The organism is Halobacillus sp. BAB-2008, assembly GCF_000328325.1.
Taxonomy (GTDB): domain Bacteria; phylum Bacillota; class Bacilli; order Bacillales; family Halobacillaceae; genus Halobacillus.
The window spans coordinates 13,508-30,074 of sequence record NZ_ANPF01000050.1 but is presented as its reverse complement, the minus strand read 5'-3'; the positions used below and the strand labels follow the sequence as shown (position 1 = coordinate 30,074).

19 protein-coding genes and 2 riboswitches are annotated in these 16,567 nt (G+C 47.4%); of the genes, 17 read left to right on the top strand and 2 right to left on the bottom strand.

Going from position 1 to position 16,567, the window contains the following annotated elements; all coding sequences use genetic code 11:
• Positions 1-7 precede the first annotated feature (7 nt).
• The 4 genes from rsgA (at position 8) to spoVM (ending at position 2,408) form a co-directional block, all read left to right on the top strand.
• Positions 8-889 (top strand): ribosome small subunit-dependent GTPase A, encoded by an 882-nt coding sequence (gene rsgA / locus D479_RS11690; RefSeq protein WP_008637232.1) that lies wholly within the window; start codon positions 8-10, stop codon positions 887-889.
• A gap of 3 nt (positions 890-892) precedes the next feature.
• Complete coding sequence (gene rpe / locus D479_RS11685; protein WP_008637231.1) at positions 893-1,543, top strand: ribulose-phosphate 3-epimerase; 651 nt, start codon at positions 893-895, stop codon at positions 1,541-1,543.
• An 80-nt stretch (positions 1,544-1,623) separates the two neighbouring features.
• On the top strand, positions 1,624-2,286 hold the full coding sequence (locus tag D479_RS11680; protein ID WP_008637224.1) for a thiamine diphosphokinase: 663 nt from the start codon (positions 1,624-1,626) through the stop codon (positions 2,284-2,286).
• Positions 2,287-2,327: 41 nt separating this feature from the next.
• On the top strand, positions 2,328-2,408 hold the full coding sequence (gene spoVM / locus D479_RS20240; protein ID WP_035531293.1) for a stage V sporulation protein SpoVM: 81 nt from the start codon (positions 2,328-2,330) through the stop codon (positions 2,406-2,408).
• 53 nt (positions 2,409-2,461) lie between these two features.
• On the opposite strand, the gene rpmB is transcribed toward spoVM, so the two are convergent.
• Entirely contained in the window at positions 2,462-2,647 is a 186-nt protein-coding gene (gene rpmB / locus D479_RS11675) for a 50S ribosomal protein L28 (RefSeq protein WP_008637223.1), read from the bottom strand.
• A gap of 236 nt (positions 2,648-2,883) precedes the next feature.
• On the opposite strand from rpmB, the gene D479_RS11670 reads away from it, so the two are divergent.
• Together D479_RS11670 and D479_RS11665 are read left to right on the top strand one after the other, a co-directional pair.
• Positions 2,884-3,246, top strand: a complete 363-nt coding sequence (locus D479_RS11670) for an Asp23/Gls24 family envelope stress response protein (RefSeq protein ID WP_008637222.1) — start codon at positions 2,884-2,886, stop codon at positions 3,244-3,246.
• 32 nt (positions 3,247-3,278) lie between these two features.
• Entirely contained in the window at positions 3,279-4,943 is a 1,665-nt protein-coding gene (locus D479_RS11665) for a DAK2 domain-containing protein (protein ID WP_008637220.1), read from the top strand.
• Positions 4,944-5,032: 89 nt separating this feature from the next.
• On the opposite strand, the gene D479_RS11660 is transcribed toward D479_RS11665, so the two are convergent.
• Positions 5,033-5,905, bottom strand: a complete 873-nt coding sequence (locus tag D479_RS11660; protein WP_008637218.1) for a sulfite exporter TauE/SafE family protein — start codon at positions 5,903-5,905, stop codon at positions 5,033-5,035.
• A gap of 139 nt (positions 5,906-6,044) precedes the next feature.
• A riboswitch (SAM riboswitch) is annotated at positions 6,045-6,140 on the bottom strand.
• Between the two features lie 165 nt (positions 6,141-6,305).
• Positions 6,306-6,423, top strand: a riboswitch (SAM riboswitch).
• A 78-nt stretch (positions 6,424-6,501) separates the two neighbouring features.
• Between D479_RS11660 and D479_RS11655 the strand changes: the two genes are divergently transcribed.
• The 11 genes from D479_RS11655 to D479_RS11605 all read left to right on the top strand — a co-directional run bounded on the left by D479_RS11655 (position 6,502) and on the right by D479_RS11605 (position 16,564).
• Positions 6,502-7,230 (top strand): phosphoadenylyl-sulfate reductase, encoded by a 729-nt coding sequence (locus tag D479_RS11655; RefSeq protein WP_008637217.1) that lies wholly within the window; start codon positions 6,502-6,504, stop codon positions 7,228-7,230.
• Positions 7,231-7,260: 30 nt separating this feature from the next.
• The gene (sat, locus tag D479_RS11650) at positions 7,261-8,406 is read left to right on the top strand and encodes a sulfate adenylyltransferase (protein ID WP_008637216.1); all 1,146 of its coding nucleotides are present in this window, start codon (positions 7,261-7,263) and stop codon (positions 8,404-8,406) included.
• A gap of 5 nt (positions 8,407-8,411) precedes the next feature.
• Entirely contained in the window at positions 8,412-9,020 is a 609-nt protein-coding gene (cysC, locus tag D479_RS11645) for an adenylyl-sulfate kinase (RefSeq protein WP_008637215.1), read from the top strand.
• Complete coding sequence (gene cobA / locus D479_RS11640; RefSeq protein ID WP_008637214.1) at positions 9,021-9,800, top strand: uroporphyrinogen-III C-methyltransferase; 780 nt, start codon at positions 9,021-9,023, stop codon at positions 9,798-9,800. It begins immediately after the preceding gene.
• 17 nt (positions 9,801-9,817) lie between these two features.
• Entirely contained in the window at positions 9,818-10,558 is a 741-nt protein-coding gene (locus tag D479_RS11635; RefSeq protein WP_008637213.1) for a sirohydrochlorin chelatase, read from the top strand.
• Between the two features lie 13 nt (positions 10,559-10,571).
• Positions 10,572-11,210 carry an NAD(P)-dependent oxidoreductase gene (locus tag D479_RS11630; RefSeq protein ID WP_008637212.1) on the top strand — a complete coding sequence of 213 codons (639 nt, stop codon included), beginning with the start codon at positions 10,572-10,574 and terminating at the stop codon, positions 11,208-11,210.
• Positions 11,198-12,013, top strand: coding sequence for a uroporphyrinogen-III synthase (locus D479_RS11625; RefSeq protein ID WP_008637210.1), 816 nt, complete (start codon positions 11,198-11,200; stop codon positions 12,011-12,013). The genes D479_RS11630 and D479_RS11625 overlap by 13 nt, the downstream gene beginning before the upstream one ends.
• Positions 12,014-12,035: 22 nt before the next feature.
• Positions 12,036-13,844, top strand: a complete 1,809-nt coding sequence (locus D479_RS11620) for an assimilatory sulfite reductase (NADPH) flavoprotein subunit (RefSeq protein ID WP_008637209.1) — start codon at positions 12,036-12,038, stop codon at positions 13,842-13,844.
• Positions 13,845-13,865: 21 nt separating this feature from the next.
• Positions 13,866-15,578: an assimilatory sulfite reductase (NADPH) hemoprotein subunit gene (cysI, locus tag D479_RS11615; protein WP_008637208.1), complete on the top strand. Its 1,713-nt coding sequence runs from the start codon at positions 13,866-13,868 to the stop codon at positions 15,576-15,578.
• A 64-nt stretch (positions 15,579-15,642) separates the two neighbouring features.
• Positions 15,643-16,083, top strand: a complete 441-nt coding sequence (locus D479_RS11610; protein WP_008637207.1) for an Hsp20/alpha crystallin family protein — start codon at positions 15,643-15,645, stop codon at positions 16,081-16,083.
• 94 nt (positions 16,084-16,177) lie between these two features.
• Positions 16,178-16,564 carry a hypothetical protein gene (locus D479_RS11605; RefSeq protein WP_026577485.1) on the top strand — a complete coding sequence of 129 codons (387 nt, stop codon included), beginning with the start codon at positions 16,178-16,180 and terminating at the stop codon, positions 16,562-16,564.
• Positions 16,565-16,567: the final 3 nt, after the last annotated feature.

The window sequence follows — 16,567 nt, the reverse complement described above, 5'->3', positions numbered from 1 at the left end:
TGAAATCATGGCGACAGGCAAAATAATCAAGGCCTTAAGCGGGTTTTATTATGTCCTTCATGAGGGAGAAATTTACCAATGCAGAGGGAGAGGTAACTTTCGGAAGAAGAAAGTGTCTCCTCTCGTCGGTGACATGGTCGAATTCAAAGCGGACAATCGGGAAGAAGGGTATATTTTATCTATTGAAGAACGGAAAAATGAATTTGTGCGGCCGCCGATTGCCAATGTGGATCAGGCTCTGATTGTAACATCCGCTACCCGACCGGATTTCAATGCGCTTCTCCTCGATCGTTTCCTTGTTCTTGTGGAAGCGAAACGGATTGAACCGATTATCGTTATTTCGAAAATGGACCGTCTGGATGAAGATCAGGTGAAAGAGATGCAGCATTATGAGACGATGTATGGCGAAATCGGCTATCCCGTTATCCTGTCTGCTGTCAATGATCCAGAGGCGATGGACTTGATCCAGTCCCATCTTGCAGACCGCACGACTGTAATTGCCGGTCAGTCGGGGGTAGGGAAATCCTCTCTCTTGAATTCCATCGATTCCAGGTTGTCCATTGATACGGATGAAATATCAGAGAGTCTCGGCCGCGGGAAGCACACGACGAGGCATGTGGAACTGTATGAAATATCCAATGGGCTTGTAGCAGATACGCCGGGGTTCAGTTCGCTTGAATTTGCAGACTTGGAACTGGAACAGCTGCCGGAGTGCTTTCCGGAATTTGTGGCGGTTCAGGATGGGTGCAAATTCAGAGGCTGCCTGCATCATAAAGAGCCTAAATGTGCGGTGAAAATGGAAGTAGAGGCAGGTAACATCAGCAGCCAGCGCTACCAACATTATCTGCAGTTCCTGGAAGAAATACAGAATAGAAAGCCGAGGTATTAAACGATGACAAAAATTGCACCATCCATCTTAGCATCCGATTTTGCTAAACTGGGAGAGGAAATTAAAGACGTCGAGCTCGCAGGAGCAGATTATATCCATGTAGATGTCATGGATGGACATTTCGTTCCAAACATTACGATCGGCCCTTTGATTGTTGATGCGGTCCGCCCGGTGACGAGCCTTCCGCTTGACGTCCATTTAATGATCGAGAATCCGGAAGCTTACGTGGAAACGTTCGCCAAAGCGGGCGCAGATATTCTAACGGTCCATCAGGAAGCGTGTCCGCACCTCCACCGCACCATCCAACTGATTAAAAGTCACGGGGTGAAAGCAGGTGTGGTCATTAACCCTGCGACACCTGCCGAAGCGATTCGTCCTATACTGAAAGACGTGGATCTTGTATTGTTAATGACGGTCAATCCTGGTTTCGGTGGTCAGTCATTCATACATTCTGTACTGCCTAAAGTCAGCCAGATCGATGCATGGAGAACGGAAGAAGCGCTGGATTTTGAAATTGAGATTGATGGCGGCGTCAATGAAGAAACGGCACGCCTTTGCACCGAAGCCGGTGCTGATGTCCTCGTAGCAGGAAGCGCTGTTTTCAATCACCCCGACCGTAAAAAAGCGATAGATGCGATTCGCAGCTCTTTATAAGGGGAAGAAGCTCAAATGATTGCCAGCAGGCATCCATTTGAGCTTCTTGTTTATTCATCATTAATCTTGGAGGGAATCATATGAACCACACCATCGTCATTGTCGGAGGAGGACCGGCAGCTTACATACCAGACCTGAAACAGACAGTGCAAGGGGATTGCCTGTGGATCGGTGCAGACAAGGGAGCCGAAGTACTGATCGAGCAAGGCATTAAACCGGATCTTGCCATCGGAGACTTTGATTCTGTATCACTGGAAGTATTAAGGCGTATTCAGGCTTCGGCAGCTGAAACACGTATATATCCGGATGAGAAAGATGAAACCGATCTTGAGCTTGCTGTGATAGAAGCACAAAAAAGAAACCCTGCGCATATTTTATTAGTCGGAGTGACGGGAGGAAGGCTTGATCATTCCCAAGCTAACATTCAGCTGCTTTACACGCTTGCAGAACGGGATGTGAAAGCGACCATCGTAGATAAACAAAATCGAGTGGAATTAGTCAAAGCCGGAGAGCATACGATAGAAGCGGATGAAGAATACCCGTACATCTCTTTCCTGCCTGTCACCCTGGATGTGTCAGGGCTTACTCTAAAGGGTTTTTATTATCCACTCACAGACGCATATGTACCTTATGGATCAACCCTCTGCATTTCGAACAGGCTTCTTGAAGATACGGGTACTTTTTCCTTTCAGGCAGGCATACTCTTAGTAATAAGAAGCAAAGACTTGACTAATAGAGGGTAGAGAAGGGTTGTTCCATCAGTTATAACAGGAGGAGGGGCTCTTTGAAATTTTATACTATCAAACTCCCGCGGTTCGTCGGGGGCATAGTGCGTGCAGTCATAAGTACATTCAAAAAAGACTAACAGGCCCAACAAAAAAAGCACCCGGAATCCGGGTGCTTCTTTTGTTCAAAGAGTTATACGCGTTGTAATTTGCCTGATTTTAGCTCACGTGCAGTAACGTAAACTTTCTTAGGCTTACCATCTACAAGAATACGTACTTTTTGAAGGTTAGCTTTGAATTGACGTTTATTAGCGTTCATCGCGTGTGAACGGTGGTTACCTGAACGTGTACCTTTACCAGATATAACACTACGTGCCATGAAAAATCCCTCCTGTTACATAAATCATCAGATACTTAGTAACTTTATCATATCAAAATAAGGTTTGCAATAAGATAGGTCGAATTATATCAAGAATTTCTTCTTGACAGATACATGGATATGTCTCAAAGTATATAAGGGATATTCAGATCCTTTTCGGGAATTGAAGCAGAATTCACCTGTGAATCTTATGTTATAATTGAGTAAGAATACGAGGATTATAAAGGAGGATCTATATGTCCGTGGATTTGAACAACCAATATGGTCATATCACTATTAGTAATGAAGTAATCTCAACGATCGCCGGAGGGGCGGCAGTCGAGTGTTATGGAATTGTCGGCATGGCTTCGAAGAACCAGATACGGGACGGCCTGTCCGAAATGCTCCGTAAAGAAAATTTTTCCAAAGGGGTCGTTGTCAGACAGGACAAAGATCGCCTTCATATAGATATGTTTATCATCGTAAGTTATGGGACGAAGATTTCTGAGGTGGCTCATAACGTCCAATCTCAAGTGAAATACACACTGAACAAAACAGTCGGTTTGTCCGTTGACTCTGTGAACATCTTTATCCAGGGAGTCCGTGTGACAAGCGCATAAAGCAGCGGTTGCAGTCAAAGGAGGACGTAAGTGTGACGGTAGAAAAGCTAGACGGCAAAATGTTGGCCGAAATGATTTTACAGGGGGCGCATCATCTGAAGAGAAATTCCCAGATGATCGATGCCCTAAACGTATTTCCCGTACCAGACGGAGATACAGGAACGAACATGAACTTATCCATGACCTCCGGAGCGGAGGAAGTGAAAACCGTAGATCAAAATCATGCAGGGGCAGTGGCGAAAGCACTGTCCAAGGGACTGCTTATGGGCGCCCGTGGGAATTCCGGTGTCATCCTTTCTCAAATCTTCCGTGGTTTCTCAAAAGTTAATGAAGATAAGGAAACGTTGACAACGAAAGATTTCTCGGCGGCTCTTGAAGGCGGCGTGGATACAGCCTATAAAGCGGTTATGAAACCGGTAGAAGGAACAATTCTTACCGTAGCTCGTGAAACAGCGGAAGGTTCGGTGGAAGCTGCAGAAAAGCACACGGCTTTCATTCCGTTTATGGAAGAAGTGGTAAAAGCTGCGAAAGCATCGCTTAAACGGACCCCGGAACTGCTTCCTGTTTTAAAGGAAGTCGGAGTCGTGGACAGTGGCGGCCAGGGTCTTGTAACCATTTATGAAGGATTTCTTGCTTCCTTGAAAGGGGAAGAACTTCCGGCAGTTCAGGAAACCGTATCCATGGATGATATGGTCAATGCAGAACATCATAAATCTGCTCAGGATTTCATGAATACGGAAGATATCGAATACGGCTATTGCACGGAATTCATGGTGAAATTCGAAGAGGACAAGCTTGCGGAAAACCCTTATGATGAGGATGCATTCCGCAACCAGCTCAGCGAAATTGGTGATTCCCTCCTAGTCGTTTCCGATGAAGACTTAATTAAAGTGCATGTTCATGCCGAGTATCCCGGCGAAGCGATGACGCTCGGTCAGAAGTACGGCAGTCTCATTAACATGAAGATCGAGAATATGCGTGAACAGCATACATCTATTGTAGGAGACAAGAAAAAAGGCGCTAAGCAGGAAAAGAAAGCGCCATACGGTATCGTCACAGTAAGTATGGGGGAAGGGATCAGGAAATTGTTCGAAAGCCTCGGCGCGACAGTTGTCATCCAAGGTGGACAAACAATGAACCCTAGTACCCAGGATCTGTCGGAAGCGATCAAGGAAGCCCATGCAGACCGTGTGCTCATTCTCCCGAACAATAAGAATATTGTGATGGCGGCGGAACAGGCGGCCGAGCTTGCTGATGTGGAAGTAGCCGTTATTCCGACGAAGACCATTCCGCAGGGAATGAGTGCTCTTCTAGGATTTAATCCGGAAGCGGATCTTGACACGAATAAAGAGGAAATGAGCCAGCTGATGTCCGAAGTGAAAACCGGACAGGTTACGTATGCGGTACGGGATACCCAGATCGATGGACTAGCCATTGAAAAAGGCCATTTTATGGGGATCGCGGAAAGTAAAATACAAACAACGGCAAAAGAAGCGTTAGAGGCAGCGAAGGCTCTGCTTCGCGAGATGATCGATGAGGATGAAGATGAAATCCTGACCATTCTTACTGGTGAAGAAGTTGAAGAAGATGAAATTGGTCAGTTGGAAGCGTATATTGAAGATACGTTCGAAGATTTGGAAGTGGAAGTTCACACAGGTGGACAGCCGATTTATTCCTATATCTTCTCTATTGAATAAAATATAGAAAAAGAGATCAGAGCATACAGCTCTGATCTCTTTTTTTATATTATCATAAAAGCGTGCTGCTCAGTACAACACTGTTCCTGCTACCTGGTTGCCGGCTTAAGCCGGAAGTTTCTGCGGATGGACAAGAGAACCATGCAGATATAGGCAAGGACTAAAGCCGTGTAAATAATGGCGATGGAGGTGTCTCCAAGCTCTACTGTATTCAAAAGCGTTCGGATATTTGTCAAAACGATGAATCCACCGGCGAGGACACCTAATACGAGAGACGGCATTATTTTCACAAGCCAGGCAGCAAGGGGGGCCGCAATAACCCCGCCGATCACAAACGCAGATACGAGCAGCCAGCTGAATTGCTCCCAGCCAAGAAAGATAAGAAACCCGAGGGTCGCAGAAACAGTGACGATGAATTCGCTGGTATCTACCGTTCCAATCACTTTTCGGGGTTCAAGCTTCTGTCTTGCCAGGAGAACGGGCGTATTCACTGGTCCCCACCCGCCGCCGCCGACTGCATCAAGAAAACCTCCGATAAATCCAAGGGGAAACAAAAAGCTCTTTTTGAAAGGCCGCTTCTCCTGGCGCCGCTTCTGTCCCATGGTAAGGAAACGAATGATGATATAGATTCCTAATACGAGGAGGAAGAGTGATATGTAGGGTCGGATAATTTCTCCTGGAACCCAGCTTAATACAGCTGCACCGAGAAAAGCGCTGATGGCACCGGGAACAGCCAGAATAACGACGAGACGCTTATCGACATTCCCGAATTTATAGTGAGAGAAGCCGGAAGCGGCCGTCGTTGCCACTTGAGCCATATGAATGGATGCAGAAGCTACTGCCGGAGCAAGTCCATAGGCAAGCAGAATCGTTGAGGAAGTCAATCCGAAGCCCATGCCGAGAGCACCATCGACTAACTGAGCAAAAAATCCCACTAATGCGAAAACAATTAATTTATTCAATCCAACCTCTCCTTTTACCCTTTAATTCCAGCTCCCATATGGTGTATGATTAATCATATGAGAATACTTGGTTTTATGTGTGAAGAGGTTTTCTACAAAAATAAAAAAACCCTTCACACAGAAGAGGCTTTCGTTCCTCTCCTTATCTTTCAGACAATGTCTGCTGGATGGAGCACCTTTAAAAGGTTGCTGCGGGATCGTTGGACCAGTTTCCTCCCCCGGCTCTTCATAAGGATATAGTATCTTGCTTTGATTACTTACCAAATTAAAGCAGAGGGGGACCATTGTCAATATTAAAAACAGAAAAGTTGTAATTTTTAAAAAACCTGTTGACATATCTTAGAAAGAAGCCTACTATTTGAATCAATTAGTTTTTTTGAAATATCCAATCGACTAATTTTTCTTATCTAGAGAGGTGGAGGGACTGGCCCATCGAAGCCTCGGCAACGGGTCTAACCGTTAAAGTTAGACGCTGTGCCAATTCCAGCAGATGCTGAAAGCATTTGGAAAGATAAGAAGGACGTATCTTACTTTCAGACGCCCTTCTTCTTTTCCGGAAGAGGGGCGTTTTTATTTGGAGAAAGGCAGGCGAGTGTATGGGAAACTTACTTACGTACCAGCATTTTTCCGGTGATCCATTCAAAAATGATCAGCCAGAGGATGATACGAAAGGCGCGAGAAAGGTCATTCAATGGGCATACGACCAGTATGGTTCTGACGTGGTTTATGCGTGCAGCTTCGGCGCAGAAGGAATGGTACTCATCGATCTGATTTCGCAGGTCAAACCGGATGCGGATGTCGTTTTTCTCGACACAGGTCTTCACTTCCAGGAAACCTACGATTTGATTGATAAAGTGAAGAAACGGTATCCGGCGCTTCATATTCATATGAAATTACCGGAGCTTACAGTGGAAGAACAGGCAGAAAAGCATGGTTCCGCTTTGTGGAAGAGACAGCCGGACCAGTGTTGTTACATCCGGAAGATCAAACCGTTGGAAGAGGAACTGTCCGGTGCGGTTGCCTGGCTTTCCGGCCTGCGCAGAGAACAGTCCCCGAGCAGAGCGAAGACGGATTTCATCAACAAAGATGAACGGTTTAAGTCCGTGAAAGTTTGTCCACTGATACATTGGACTTGGGACGACGTATGGCATTATATCCGACTAAATAGCTTGGATTACAATGCTTTGCATGACCAAAACTATCCAAGTGTAGGATGTATTCCTTGTACATCCCAGGCCGTCGGCGACGATCGCTCCGGCCGCTGGAAAGGATTTAATAAAACGGAGTGTGGTCTTCACACCCCGGGCCCATCAGAAACGAACTAATCGAAACGAACTAATAGGAGGATGTATGAAATGGCAGTCATTAAACCCCATGGAGGGAAGTTAATCAATAGATGGAACGAAACACCGGAGGATTTACCGAAGGACAGTATCGAACTGGATGGAATGGCTCTCAGTGACGTGGAGCTGATCGGTAACGGAGCATACAGTCCGCTGGAAGGGTTCCTGAACAAGGAAGACTATGAATCCGTCGTCGATACGATGCGTTTGAAAGACGGGACACCCTGGAGCATTCCGATTACGCTGCCTGTAAGTCAAGAGAAGGCAGAATCGTTAGGAAAAGAAGCCAAGCTTATCCATGATGGAACGGTGTACGGTGTGATTGAGATTGAAGACATCTTCAAACCTGACAAAGAAAAAGAAGCGCAAAAAGTATATTTAACTACGGACCTTGCTCACCCGGGTGTCAAAAAGTTGTTTGAACGCCCCGACTATTATGTATCCGGTACTATCCAGGTTTTTGCTTCGTCAGCAAAAGAACACGGAGAAGAGTTTTACCTCGATCCGAAAGAAACGAGAGCACTTTTCGAAAAGAACGGATGGAGGAAGGTTGTCGGTTTCCAAACAAGGAACCCTGTCCACCGCGCCCACGAATATATTCAAAAAGCGGCCTTGGAGACGGTTGACGGTTTATTCCTGAACCCGTTGGTCGGCGAAACGAAGAGCGATGACATACCAAGTGATGTTCGGATGAAGAGCTACCAGGTACTGCTTGATCATTACTATCCGAAGGACCGCGTGACCCTGGCCGTTTTCCGTGCAGCCATGCGCTACGCAGGTCCAAGGGAAGCGATCTTCCATGCCATCGTCCGTAAAAACTTCGGCTGCTCTCATTTCATCGTCGGCCGTGACCACGCTGGAGTAGGTGACTACTACGGAACGTATGACGCACAGAAGATATTCTCTCACTACGGCGAAGGCGAACTTGATATTACTCCGATGTTCTTTGAACACAGTTTTTATTGTAAGGCATGTGAAGCGATGGCCTCTCACAAGACGTGCCCGCACGATAAGGAAAATCACGTCATCCTTTCCGGAACCAAAGTCCGTGAGCTGTTACGGAGCGGGGAGAAACCGCCGAAGACATTCAGCCGCCCGGAAGTTGTAGAAGTTTTGATTGAAGGGCTGCAGGCGAAAGCTGCAGACGTAAAGGGGTGAAGGGAATGGAACGGAATCTTACTTGGCACGAAGCATCTGTAAGTCAGGAATCCTACCGGAAGAAGAATGGACACCACAGTGGTGTCCTCTGGTTCACGGGACTTTCCGGTTCCGGCAAGTCCAGCATCGCCAATCAGCTGAACCATCTCCTGCATGAGCGTGGTGTTCATACGTATCTGCTTGATGGCGACAACATCCGTCACGGATTGAATGCGGATCTCGGTTTTTCTGAAGCGGATCGTACGGAAAATATTCGAAGGATTGGGGAAGTCGCAAAGTTGTTTGCTGATAGTGGGACGATTGTACTGACAGCATTTATCTCTCCGTTCAAGAGTGACAGGGAGCAGGTGCGCGCATCAATTCCAGAAGGGGACTTCCTTGAGGTTTATGTTGAGTGTCCATTGGAAGCTTGTGAAGCACGTGATCCTAAAGGGCTTTATAAAAAAGCCCGCTCCGGAGAGATCAAAGGCTTTACTGGAATCGATTCTCCATATGAAGCCCCCGAAACACCGGAAGCTGTTGTTTCCTCTCATCAATATGATATCGAAGCATGTGCCGAACAGCTGTTGCAGGTTTTGGAAGAAAAAGGGTGGATACCGAAGGGAGCATCATAGATGGCTAAGGTTTATATTGTCGGAGCAGGACCAGGTGATTATGATTTGATTACGGTCAAAGGGCTGAAAGCAATCCAGCAGGCGGACGTTATTCTGTATGACCGGCTCATCAATCAAGAATTACTCGATGAAGCCCCGGATCATGCGGAGCTTATATTCTGTGGGAAACGGCCGGATCATCACGCCTTGACACAATCAACAATCAATCATCTTTTGTGTAAATATGCGCTTCAGGGCAAAACAGTCACTCGATTGAAAGGCGGCGACCCGTTCGTATTCGGGCGCGGTGGAGAAGAGGCCGAAGAACTTTCCCGACGCCAGATCGCTTTTGAAATTGTTCCTGGAATTACCTCCGGTATCGCGGCTCCCGCTTATGCAGGCATACCTGTCACCCATCGGGAATACAGTTCTTCCGTAGCCTTCATCTCCGGGGTAAGTAAGCTTGGCATTGAAGAGGATGCTTATTGGGAACACGTAGCGAAAAGTATGGACACTCTTTGTATATACATGGGTGTGAAGAAGCTGCCGGATATCTGCGGAAAACTCGTGAAACATGGCAGAGGGCTCGATACTCCTGTCGCTCTCGTTCGATGGGGCACGACGGAACAGCAGGAAACCGTTACCGGGACGCTTGAGGATATCGTTGCTAAAGCTGCAGATATGAAGAACCCGGCGATGATCGTCGTTGGTGAAGTTGTGAAATTGCGTGAGCAGCTGCAGTGGTTTGAATCGATACAGCAGGAGGACCAGGTGGACATCGCAAAATCGATTGTCGGCTGAATGAAAGGGGGAGAAAGATGGACGCAGTTCTCTATGTCAGTCATGGAAGCAGAAAGAAAGAAGCAACAGAGCAGGCGCTTGATTTTTTGAGTAAAGTCCAGGAAGAGATCGGCATTCCCCTTTTCGAACGATGTTTTCTTGAATTAGCCGAACCAGACATTGAGGAAGGAATCCACCGTCTTGTCAAGAAGGGTGCGACGAGAATCGCCGTTTTACCGGTACTGCTTCTGAGCGCGGGGCATTATTTTGAAGATATACCGGAGGAGCTTGATAAGGCGAAGCTGCGCTTTCCTGGTGTTGAACTGCATTACGGGGAACCCCTTGGAGTACAGGAGCGTATTATCGACGTCCTTGTTGATCGAGTAAGGGACATTGTTGCAGGGAATCAAACTCCTAATATCCTTCTCGTTGGAAGGGGCAGCAGACATCCATCAACAAGAACGGCAATGGAATTTATTGGAGAGCGTTTGCGGAGCAAAGCGGGTGCGGACAGTGTTCATGTTTGTTACCTTGCCGCAATCACTCCAAGCTACGATGAGGCTTTTCATGCAGTGTTGGAATCGGGTAAGCCTACCGTCGTCGTCCCGTACCTGTGGTTTACCGGAGTACTTCTCCGTTCTATGGAAGCTAAGGTGCAAAAGGCTGCGGAACAAGGATATGCGGTGAAGATTTCCGGACATTTGAATGACCATCCTCATATGATCGAAGCGATGGCGGATCGTGTGAAAGAAACGCTGGTGGGAATGAAGACACCTTGAGAGGAGACTTCCTGTGAACAGTCACTTACCTATGATGGTGGAATGGAAAGGGCGGAGAGTCGTCGTTGCCGGCGGTGGGCGCGTCGCGCTTAAGCGGGTGAAAACGCTGATGACCTGCCGCGCAGAAATAATCGTTGTCAGCCCTTCCCTCCATCCCGAGCTTTCCCTGTTGGAGAAGAGTGGGGAGATTACTTGTTACCGTCGAACGTTCACTAGTTCCGACAGCAAAGGAACGGACCTCCTGATCATTGCTACAAGCGACCAAAAAGAGAATGACCGTATTGCTGCTTTAAGTGAAAGGATACCACTGATCAACAGAGTGGATGGTGGCAGCGGGGGGAATGTACACTTTCCGGGGTTCCTTAAACGCGGGAGGTTGACAATATCCGTATCAACCGACGGAGCGAGTCCGATGCTTGCCTCCAAATTAAAACAACGCCTGGAAAGCGAATACGGCGAAGGTTATGGGGAGTATGTTGACTTCTTACATCACTGCCGTACGCTGCTTAAAGAAAGCAGTATGAACAAAGAAACACAGCATGATTTTTTAAGAGAAATCCTCAAGGAGGACTACCACGATACAGAAGCGCAAAAGCGGGTGCTTGATGATATACATAGCTATAGGAAAGGGGGAGGGACGTGTCAGGATTAACGAATAAACACATAGGTGTGGCAGCGGATCGAAGGTCGGAAGCCATTACTTCCCTTATAGAAAATTTAGGCGGCCGTGCCTCTGTCTATCCGATTCAAGGGAAGCAGGTGCTCCACGAAGAGCGCTGTGTGAGAAATGTCAAAGACTATCTGGATGAACCATTCGACCTTGTCGTCTTAACAACCGGAATCGGTGCAAGGACGCTTAACAATGCAGCCTCTGAAAGAAAATTGTCCCGTGCTTTTGTAAAAAAGCTGAACACAGAAACGCTTGCTGTTAGAGGTTCGAAGACAATGGATTGGTTAAAAGAAAACGAGATAAAGCCGGCCCTCGTTGCGGCAGATGGGACGATGAAGGATCTTGTGGAGCGCATTCAGAAAGAAGCGGCTTCGGGCGGAAGGTTGTTCCTGCAGGCGTATGATCAGGATGATGCCGTATGGAAGGAATCCTTGGAACAACTTGGATTTTCCGTCTATTTATCAAAGCCTTACACATTTGAAAAGCCATCTTTGTCCATTATCGACAATTTGAAGAATGCTATTTTTGCGGGGGAACTGGATGCGGTGGTGTTCACGAGTAAAACTCAGGTGAAAAACTTGTTTGAAAAAGATGCGGATCGCAGCCGTCTCACCGCTTCCTTCGAAAAGGACGTCACAGCCGTCGCCGTTGGCAAAGTAACAGCAGAGGAGCTTGCCGGTCAGGGAATATCCACAGTGATTCAGCCCGCCCGTCCGAAAATGGGGGCGATGGTCGTCACACTTGATCGCTACTATAAAGCGAAAGCTTCCGAAATAAAAAAATAAAGGTTTTATGGAGGTGGAAATGTTGTCCTTACAAGTCAGCAACAGTCCGTTCAATAAAGATCAGGCGGACTTGTTAAACCAGTTATTAACATCATTAAGTAATCATCAAAAAATATGGTTAAGCGGGTATTTGGCATCTTCCCTGGCTTCAACCGAAGCAGACCCTGCTGCTCAGTCTCACCCTTCCACTACAGAGGAGAAGGCTGCTGCAACGAGGAGTATTACCATCCTCTACGGATCTCATACGGGGAACTGTCAGTCACTGGCAGAACAGTACAAGGAAACGTTGGATAAGAAGGGGTTTGAAACGACGTTATCAGCACTGGATGACTTCAAACCGAAGGCTTTGAAAAATGTAGAGGATCTTCTCATTTTGACCAGTACGCATGGAGAAGGAGATCCGCCGGATAACGCGCTGTCGTTTTATGAATTTATCCATGGGAAGCGTGCACCGAAGCTGGAGGGGGTTCGGTATTCGGTTTTGGCACTTGGAGACAGCTCTTATGACTTGTTCTGCGAGACCGGTAAAGTGATCGATGAGAAGCTCGCTGAACTTGGCGCGGAAAGGATGTATCCGAGGGTCGATTGTGATCTTGATTATGAAGATCCCGCGGAGGAGTGGTGGCGGGGCGTTAGTCAGCAGCTGGGTTCTGCGTCAGAAACCAATTCTCCTGCTGCAGCTGCTGCACCGCTTACGGACGACGTACCGGTCCACTCCAAATCTAATCCGTTTCAGGCGGAAGTGTTGGAGAACATCAATTTGAACGGGCAGGGTTCCAACAAAGAAACCCGGCATTTGGAGATCGACTTGGAAGGGTCCGGTCTGACCTATGAGCCTGGAGACAGTCTCGGAATCTATCCCCAAAATGAGCCTTCCTTGGTAGATGCACTGATTACAGAGATGAATTGGGATCCGGAGAGGTCCGTCTCAGTCAATAAGCAAGGGGAGGTCCGTGCGCTTAGAGAAGCGCTGCTGACCCATTTTGAGATTACGGTTCTTACCAAGCCCCTCCTCGAAAAGCTCGCTCCTTTTACTTCTAATGAGAGTTTAGCGGATCTCTTGACAGATAAAGAGCAAGTTTCCCAATACATTCACGGGAGGGATCTGTTGGATTTCGTCAAAGACTATGGACCTTGGGAAGTCGATGTCGATGCATTCCTTACTGCATTACGTAAGATTCCAGTACGTCTATATTCAATTGCCTCAAGCCTGAAAGCCAACCCCGACGAGGTTCATTTGACGGTAGGGGCGCTTCGCTATGATTCTCATGGGAGAAAGCGGACGGGAGTCTGTTCCGGACAGTGTGCCGAAAGGACGAAACCCGGGGATCAGCTTTCGGTTTTTGTACAGAAAAACCAGAATTTCAAGCTTCCGGAAGACACGACCCGGCCGATCATCATGATCGGCGCTGGTACTGGTATTGCACCTTACCGTTCCTTTATGGAGGAATGGGAAGAGTCGGAAGCGGAAGGGAAGTCATGGCTGTTCTTCGGTGAACAGCACTTCGTGACGGACTTTCTTTATCAGACGGAATGGCAGAAATGGATCAAAGACGGCGTTCTGACGAATATGGACGTTGCCTTTTCCAGGGATACCGATCAAAAGGTCTATGTGCAGCACCGCCTGCGTGAAAAGAGTAAAGAGGTCTTCCAATGGATTGAGGAAGGTGCTTATCTTTATATTTGCGGCGATGAGAAACACATGGCGAAAGACGTGCAGGAAACCCTGCTTGATATCTTCCAGCAGGAAGGCGCTTATACAAGAGAAGAAGCAGAAAATTATTTGACAGAACTTAGAAAATCAAAGCGCTATCAGAGAGACGTTTACTAATAGCGGGAAGGAGTTTTACGGATGTCTGAACACAAAACATTGCATAAACCGGAAGGTCCTCCGAGTGAAATGGAAGAGATTAAAGAAAAGAGCCGGTTTTTACGAGGCGATCTTGTCGAGAGTTTCCAGGAGCCGCTTTCTGCAAGCATTCCTGATGATCAAACGAAGCTTTTGAAATTTCACGGCAGCTACATGCAGGATGACAGGGACCTGCGGAACGAACGAAAAAAGCAGAAATTAGAGCCGGCGTATCAATTCATGATCAGGGTGCGCCTTCCCGGTGGTGTGGCGACTCCCGACCAGTGGCTGGCTATGGATCGTCTGGCAGACCAGTACGGCAATGAAACGCTGAAACTGACGACCCGTCAGACGTTTCAAATGCACGGTATTTTAAAATGGAACATGAAGAAGACGATACAGGCGATGGATGCCGTATTGATGGACACCATTGCGGCATGTGGCGATGTGAACAGGAACGTCATGTGTAACGTTAACCCTGAGCAATCCGCCCTTCATAAAGAAGTGTATGAGTGGTCGAAGAAAGTGAGTGAACATCTCCTTCCGCGGACAAGAGCGTATCATGAAATTTGGCTGGATGAAGAAAAAGTGGTGGACGGTCAGGAAGAAGAGCCGATTTACGGACCGCTGTATCTGCCGAGGAAATTCAAAATAGGCATTGCCGTTCCACCTTCCAATGACGTGGATGTGTTTTCACAGGACCTGGGGTTCATCGCTGTATTGGACGATGGAAAGCTGCAGGGATTCAACGTCGTCGTTGGCGGGGGGATGGGAATGACCCACGGCGACACTTCGACATATCCGCAGCTCGGTCGTACCATCGGCTTCTGTGTGCCGGAGCAGGTGGTTGATGTAGCGGAGAAAATTTTGACGATACAGCGGGATTACGGCAATCGTTCCAATCGTAAGAACGCCCGGTTCAAGTACACGGTTGACAGATTAGGAGCCGATCAGATTCTGGAGGAACTTAATCGTCGATTAGGTTATGCGTTGGAAGAAGCGAAGGCATATCATTTTGATCACAACGGGGACCGGTACGGCTGGGTCAAAGGAGAAGACGGGACCTGGCACCACACATTCTTTATCCAGAATGGACGCATCAAGGATGCGGAAGGGTATAAATTAAAGGAAGCACTGAGAAAAATAGCGGAAACCCAAATCGGGGAATTCCGTCTGACCCCCAACCAAAACCTTATCATCTCACGAGTATCAGAAGCGGAGAAGCCTGTGATTGAAGCATTGATTGAACAATACGGGTTGTCGGACGGCAGCCAGAATTCTGCTCTCCGTCGAAATTCAATGGCATGTGTTTCGATGCCGACTTGCGGATTGGCAATGGCGGAGGCGGAGCGGTATCTCCCGACATTGATCGACCACCTGGAAGAGATTTTAGATGAAGCCGGATTGAAAGAACAGGAGATCGTTATCCGAATGTCCGGATGCCCGAATGGGTGTTCCCGCCCGGCGTTGGGAGAGATCGGATTCATTGGAAAAGGGCCTGGCAAATATAACATGTATCTCGGAGCTGGATTCACAGGGGATCGTTTGAATAAATTGTATAGAGAGAACATTGGTGAAGAAGAAATCCTTAAAGAGCTGAAACCGATGATTCACCGCTATGCGAAGGAAAGGGAAGAGGACGAGAAATTCGGAGACTTCGTTATCCGCAAAGGCTATGTAAAAGCGGTGGCATCCGGTCTTGATTTCCATGAGTGAGGAACCTGAAGATTGATCTGGGCATATGTTGGTAGGGTATAACTTCAACCAAAGAGGTGTCCCTATGAAGAATAAAAACGATCATTTGCCGGATTTGTTTCAGCAGGATTTGGAAGATGTGATGAAAGTAGTTGATTCCTTTTTTGGAGATGCCTTCCAGAAGCTCGATCACTATATCCAAACCACCACTATTCCGATAGAGGTGGTTGAAACAGACAAAGAATACACGATTGAAGCATATCTTCCGGGAGTTAAGAGAGAGCAGATTCATCTTGAACATGTCGGCAGCCAGGTGAGAATCAGGGTGGAGGGTTCCGAGGATCGTTACGTTCATGATCACTCCATGAATTATTTTAATCAGAGCCGTTCGTTTACTCGGAAAGAAAGAATCATTCCACTTCCATTCACTGTTTCAGACACTGTCTTTCGGGCATCTTTCCAAGACGGCCTGCTGACGATTTTATTTAAAAAGCAGGGTTCGTCTATCATTCCTATTGAAGATTAAAAAAGAAGACGTTTCAACGTCTTCTTTTTTTGTTTTCTTTTCTGCCTATTCACATAAACATGAAGAAAGGAGCAAACAAGGGGAGGTTTTATTCTTGCCTATGGTCTGGGTACCCTATCCCTATTTCATGTATGATTACCGGATTCCTGCTTATGTTCAAGTCGGCAGACCAGCTTTCCCTGAAGTCGACAGCAGCTTGTTTCGTCAATCTGCGAAGGCAGCGAAACAAATGATGAACGGGGCAGAGAAAGTGATGGAGCGGGTGGAGGCATCGAAGGAATTCGCCGATGAGCTAATGGAGGCAGCTCAGCGGTCGAATCGTCCAAAGGTGGAACAAATGATTAAAGAGGCTGGAGCAGTGGGAGATTTCGACTTTGATTATAACCCGGAGAGGATCAAAATTCAGTGGAAAGGCACGGCTGGAGGGGTGGACTGCTGCAAAATGACCGTAATGCTCCGCTGGCGTGTCCAAAGAGGTTAGGGA

Excerpts from the sequence above, each read along its gene's own strand:
- D479_RS11680 (WP_008637224.1), top strand. The coding sequence starts at position 1,624 with ATGAACCACACCATCGTCATTGTCGGAGGAGGACCGGCAGCTTACATA.
- D479_RS11655 (WP_008637217.1), top strand. The coding sequence starts at position 6,502 with ATGGGAAACTTACTTACGTACCAGCATTTTTCCGGTGATCCATTCAAA.
- D479_RS11610 (WP_008637207.1), top strand. The coding sequence starts at position 15,643 with ATGAAGAATAAAAACGATCATTTGCCGGATTTGTTTCAGCAGGATTTG.
- cysI (WP_008637208.1), top strand. The coding sequence starts at position 13,866 with ATGTCTGAACACAAAACATTGCATAAACCGGAAGGTCCTCCGAGTGAA.
- sat (WP_008637216.1), top strand. The coding sequence starts at position 7,261 with ATGGCAGTCATTAAACCCCATGGAGGGAAGTTAATCAATAGATGGAAC.
- rsgA (WP_008637232.1), top strand. The coding sequence starts at position 8 with ATGGCGACAGGCAAAATAATCAAGGCCTTAAGCGGGTTTTATTATGTC.
- cysC (WP_008637215.1), top strand. The coding sequence starts at position 8,412 with ATGGAACGGAATCTTACTTGGCACGAAGCATCTGTAAGTCAGGAATCC.
- rpmB (WP_008637223.1), bottom strand. The coding sequence starts at position 2,647 with ATGGCACGTAGTGTTATATCTGGTAAAGGTACACGTTCAGGTAACCAC.
- cobA (WP_008637214.1), top strand. The coding sequence starts at position 9,021 with ATGGCTAAGGTTTATATTGTCGGAGCAGGACCAGGTGATTATGATTTG.
- D479_RS11635 (WP_008637213.1), top strand. The coding sequence starts at position 9,818 with ATGGACGCAGTTCTCTATGTCAGTCATGGAAGCAGAAAGAAAGAAGCA.
- D479_RS11670 (WP_008637222.1), top strand. The coding sequence starts at position 2,884 with ATGTCCGTGGATTTGAACAACCAATATGGTCATATCACTATTAGTAAT.
- rpe (WP_008637231.1), top strand. The coding sequence starts at position 893 with ATGACAAAAATTGCACCATCCATCTTAGCATCCGATTTTGCTAAACTG.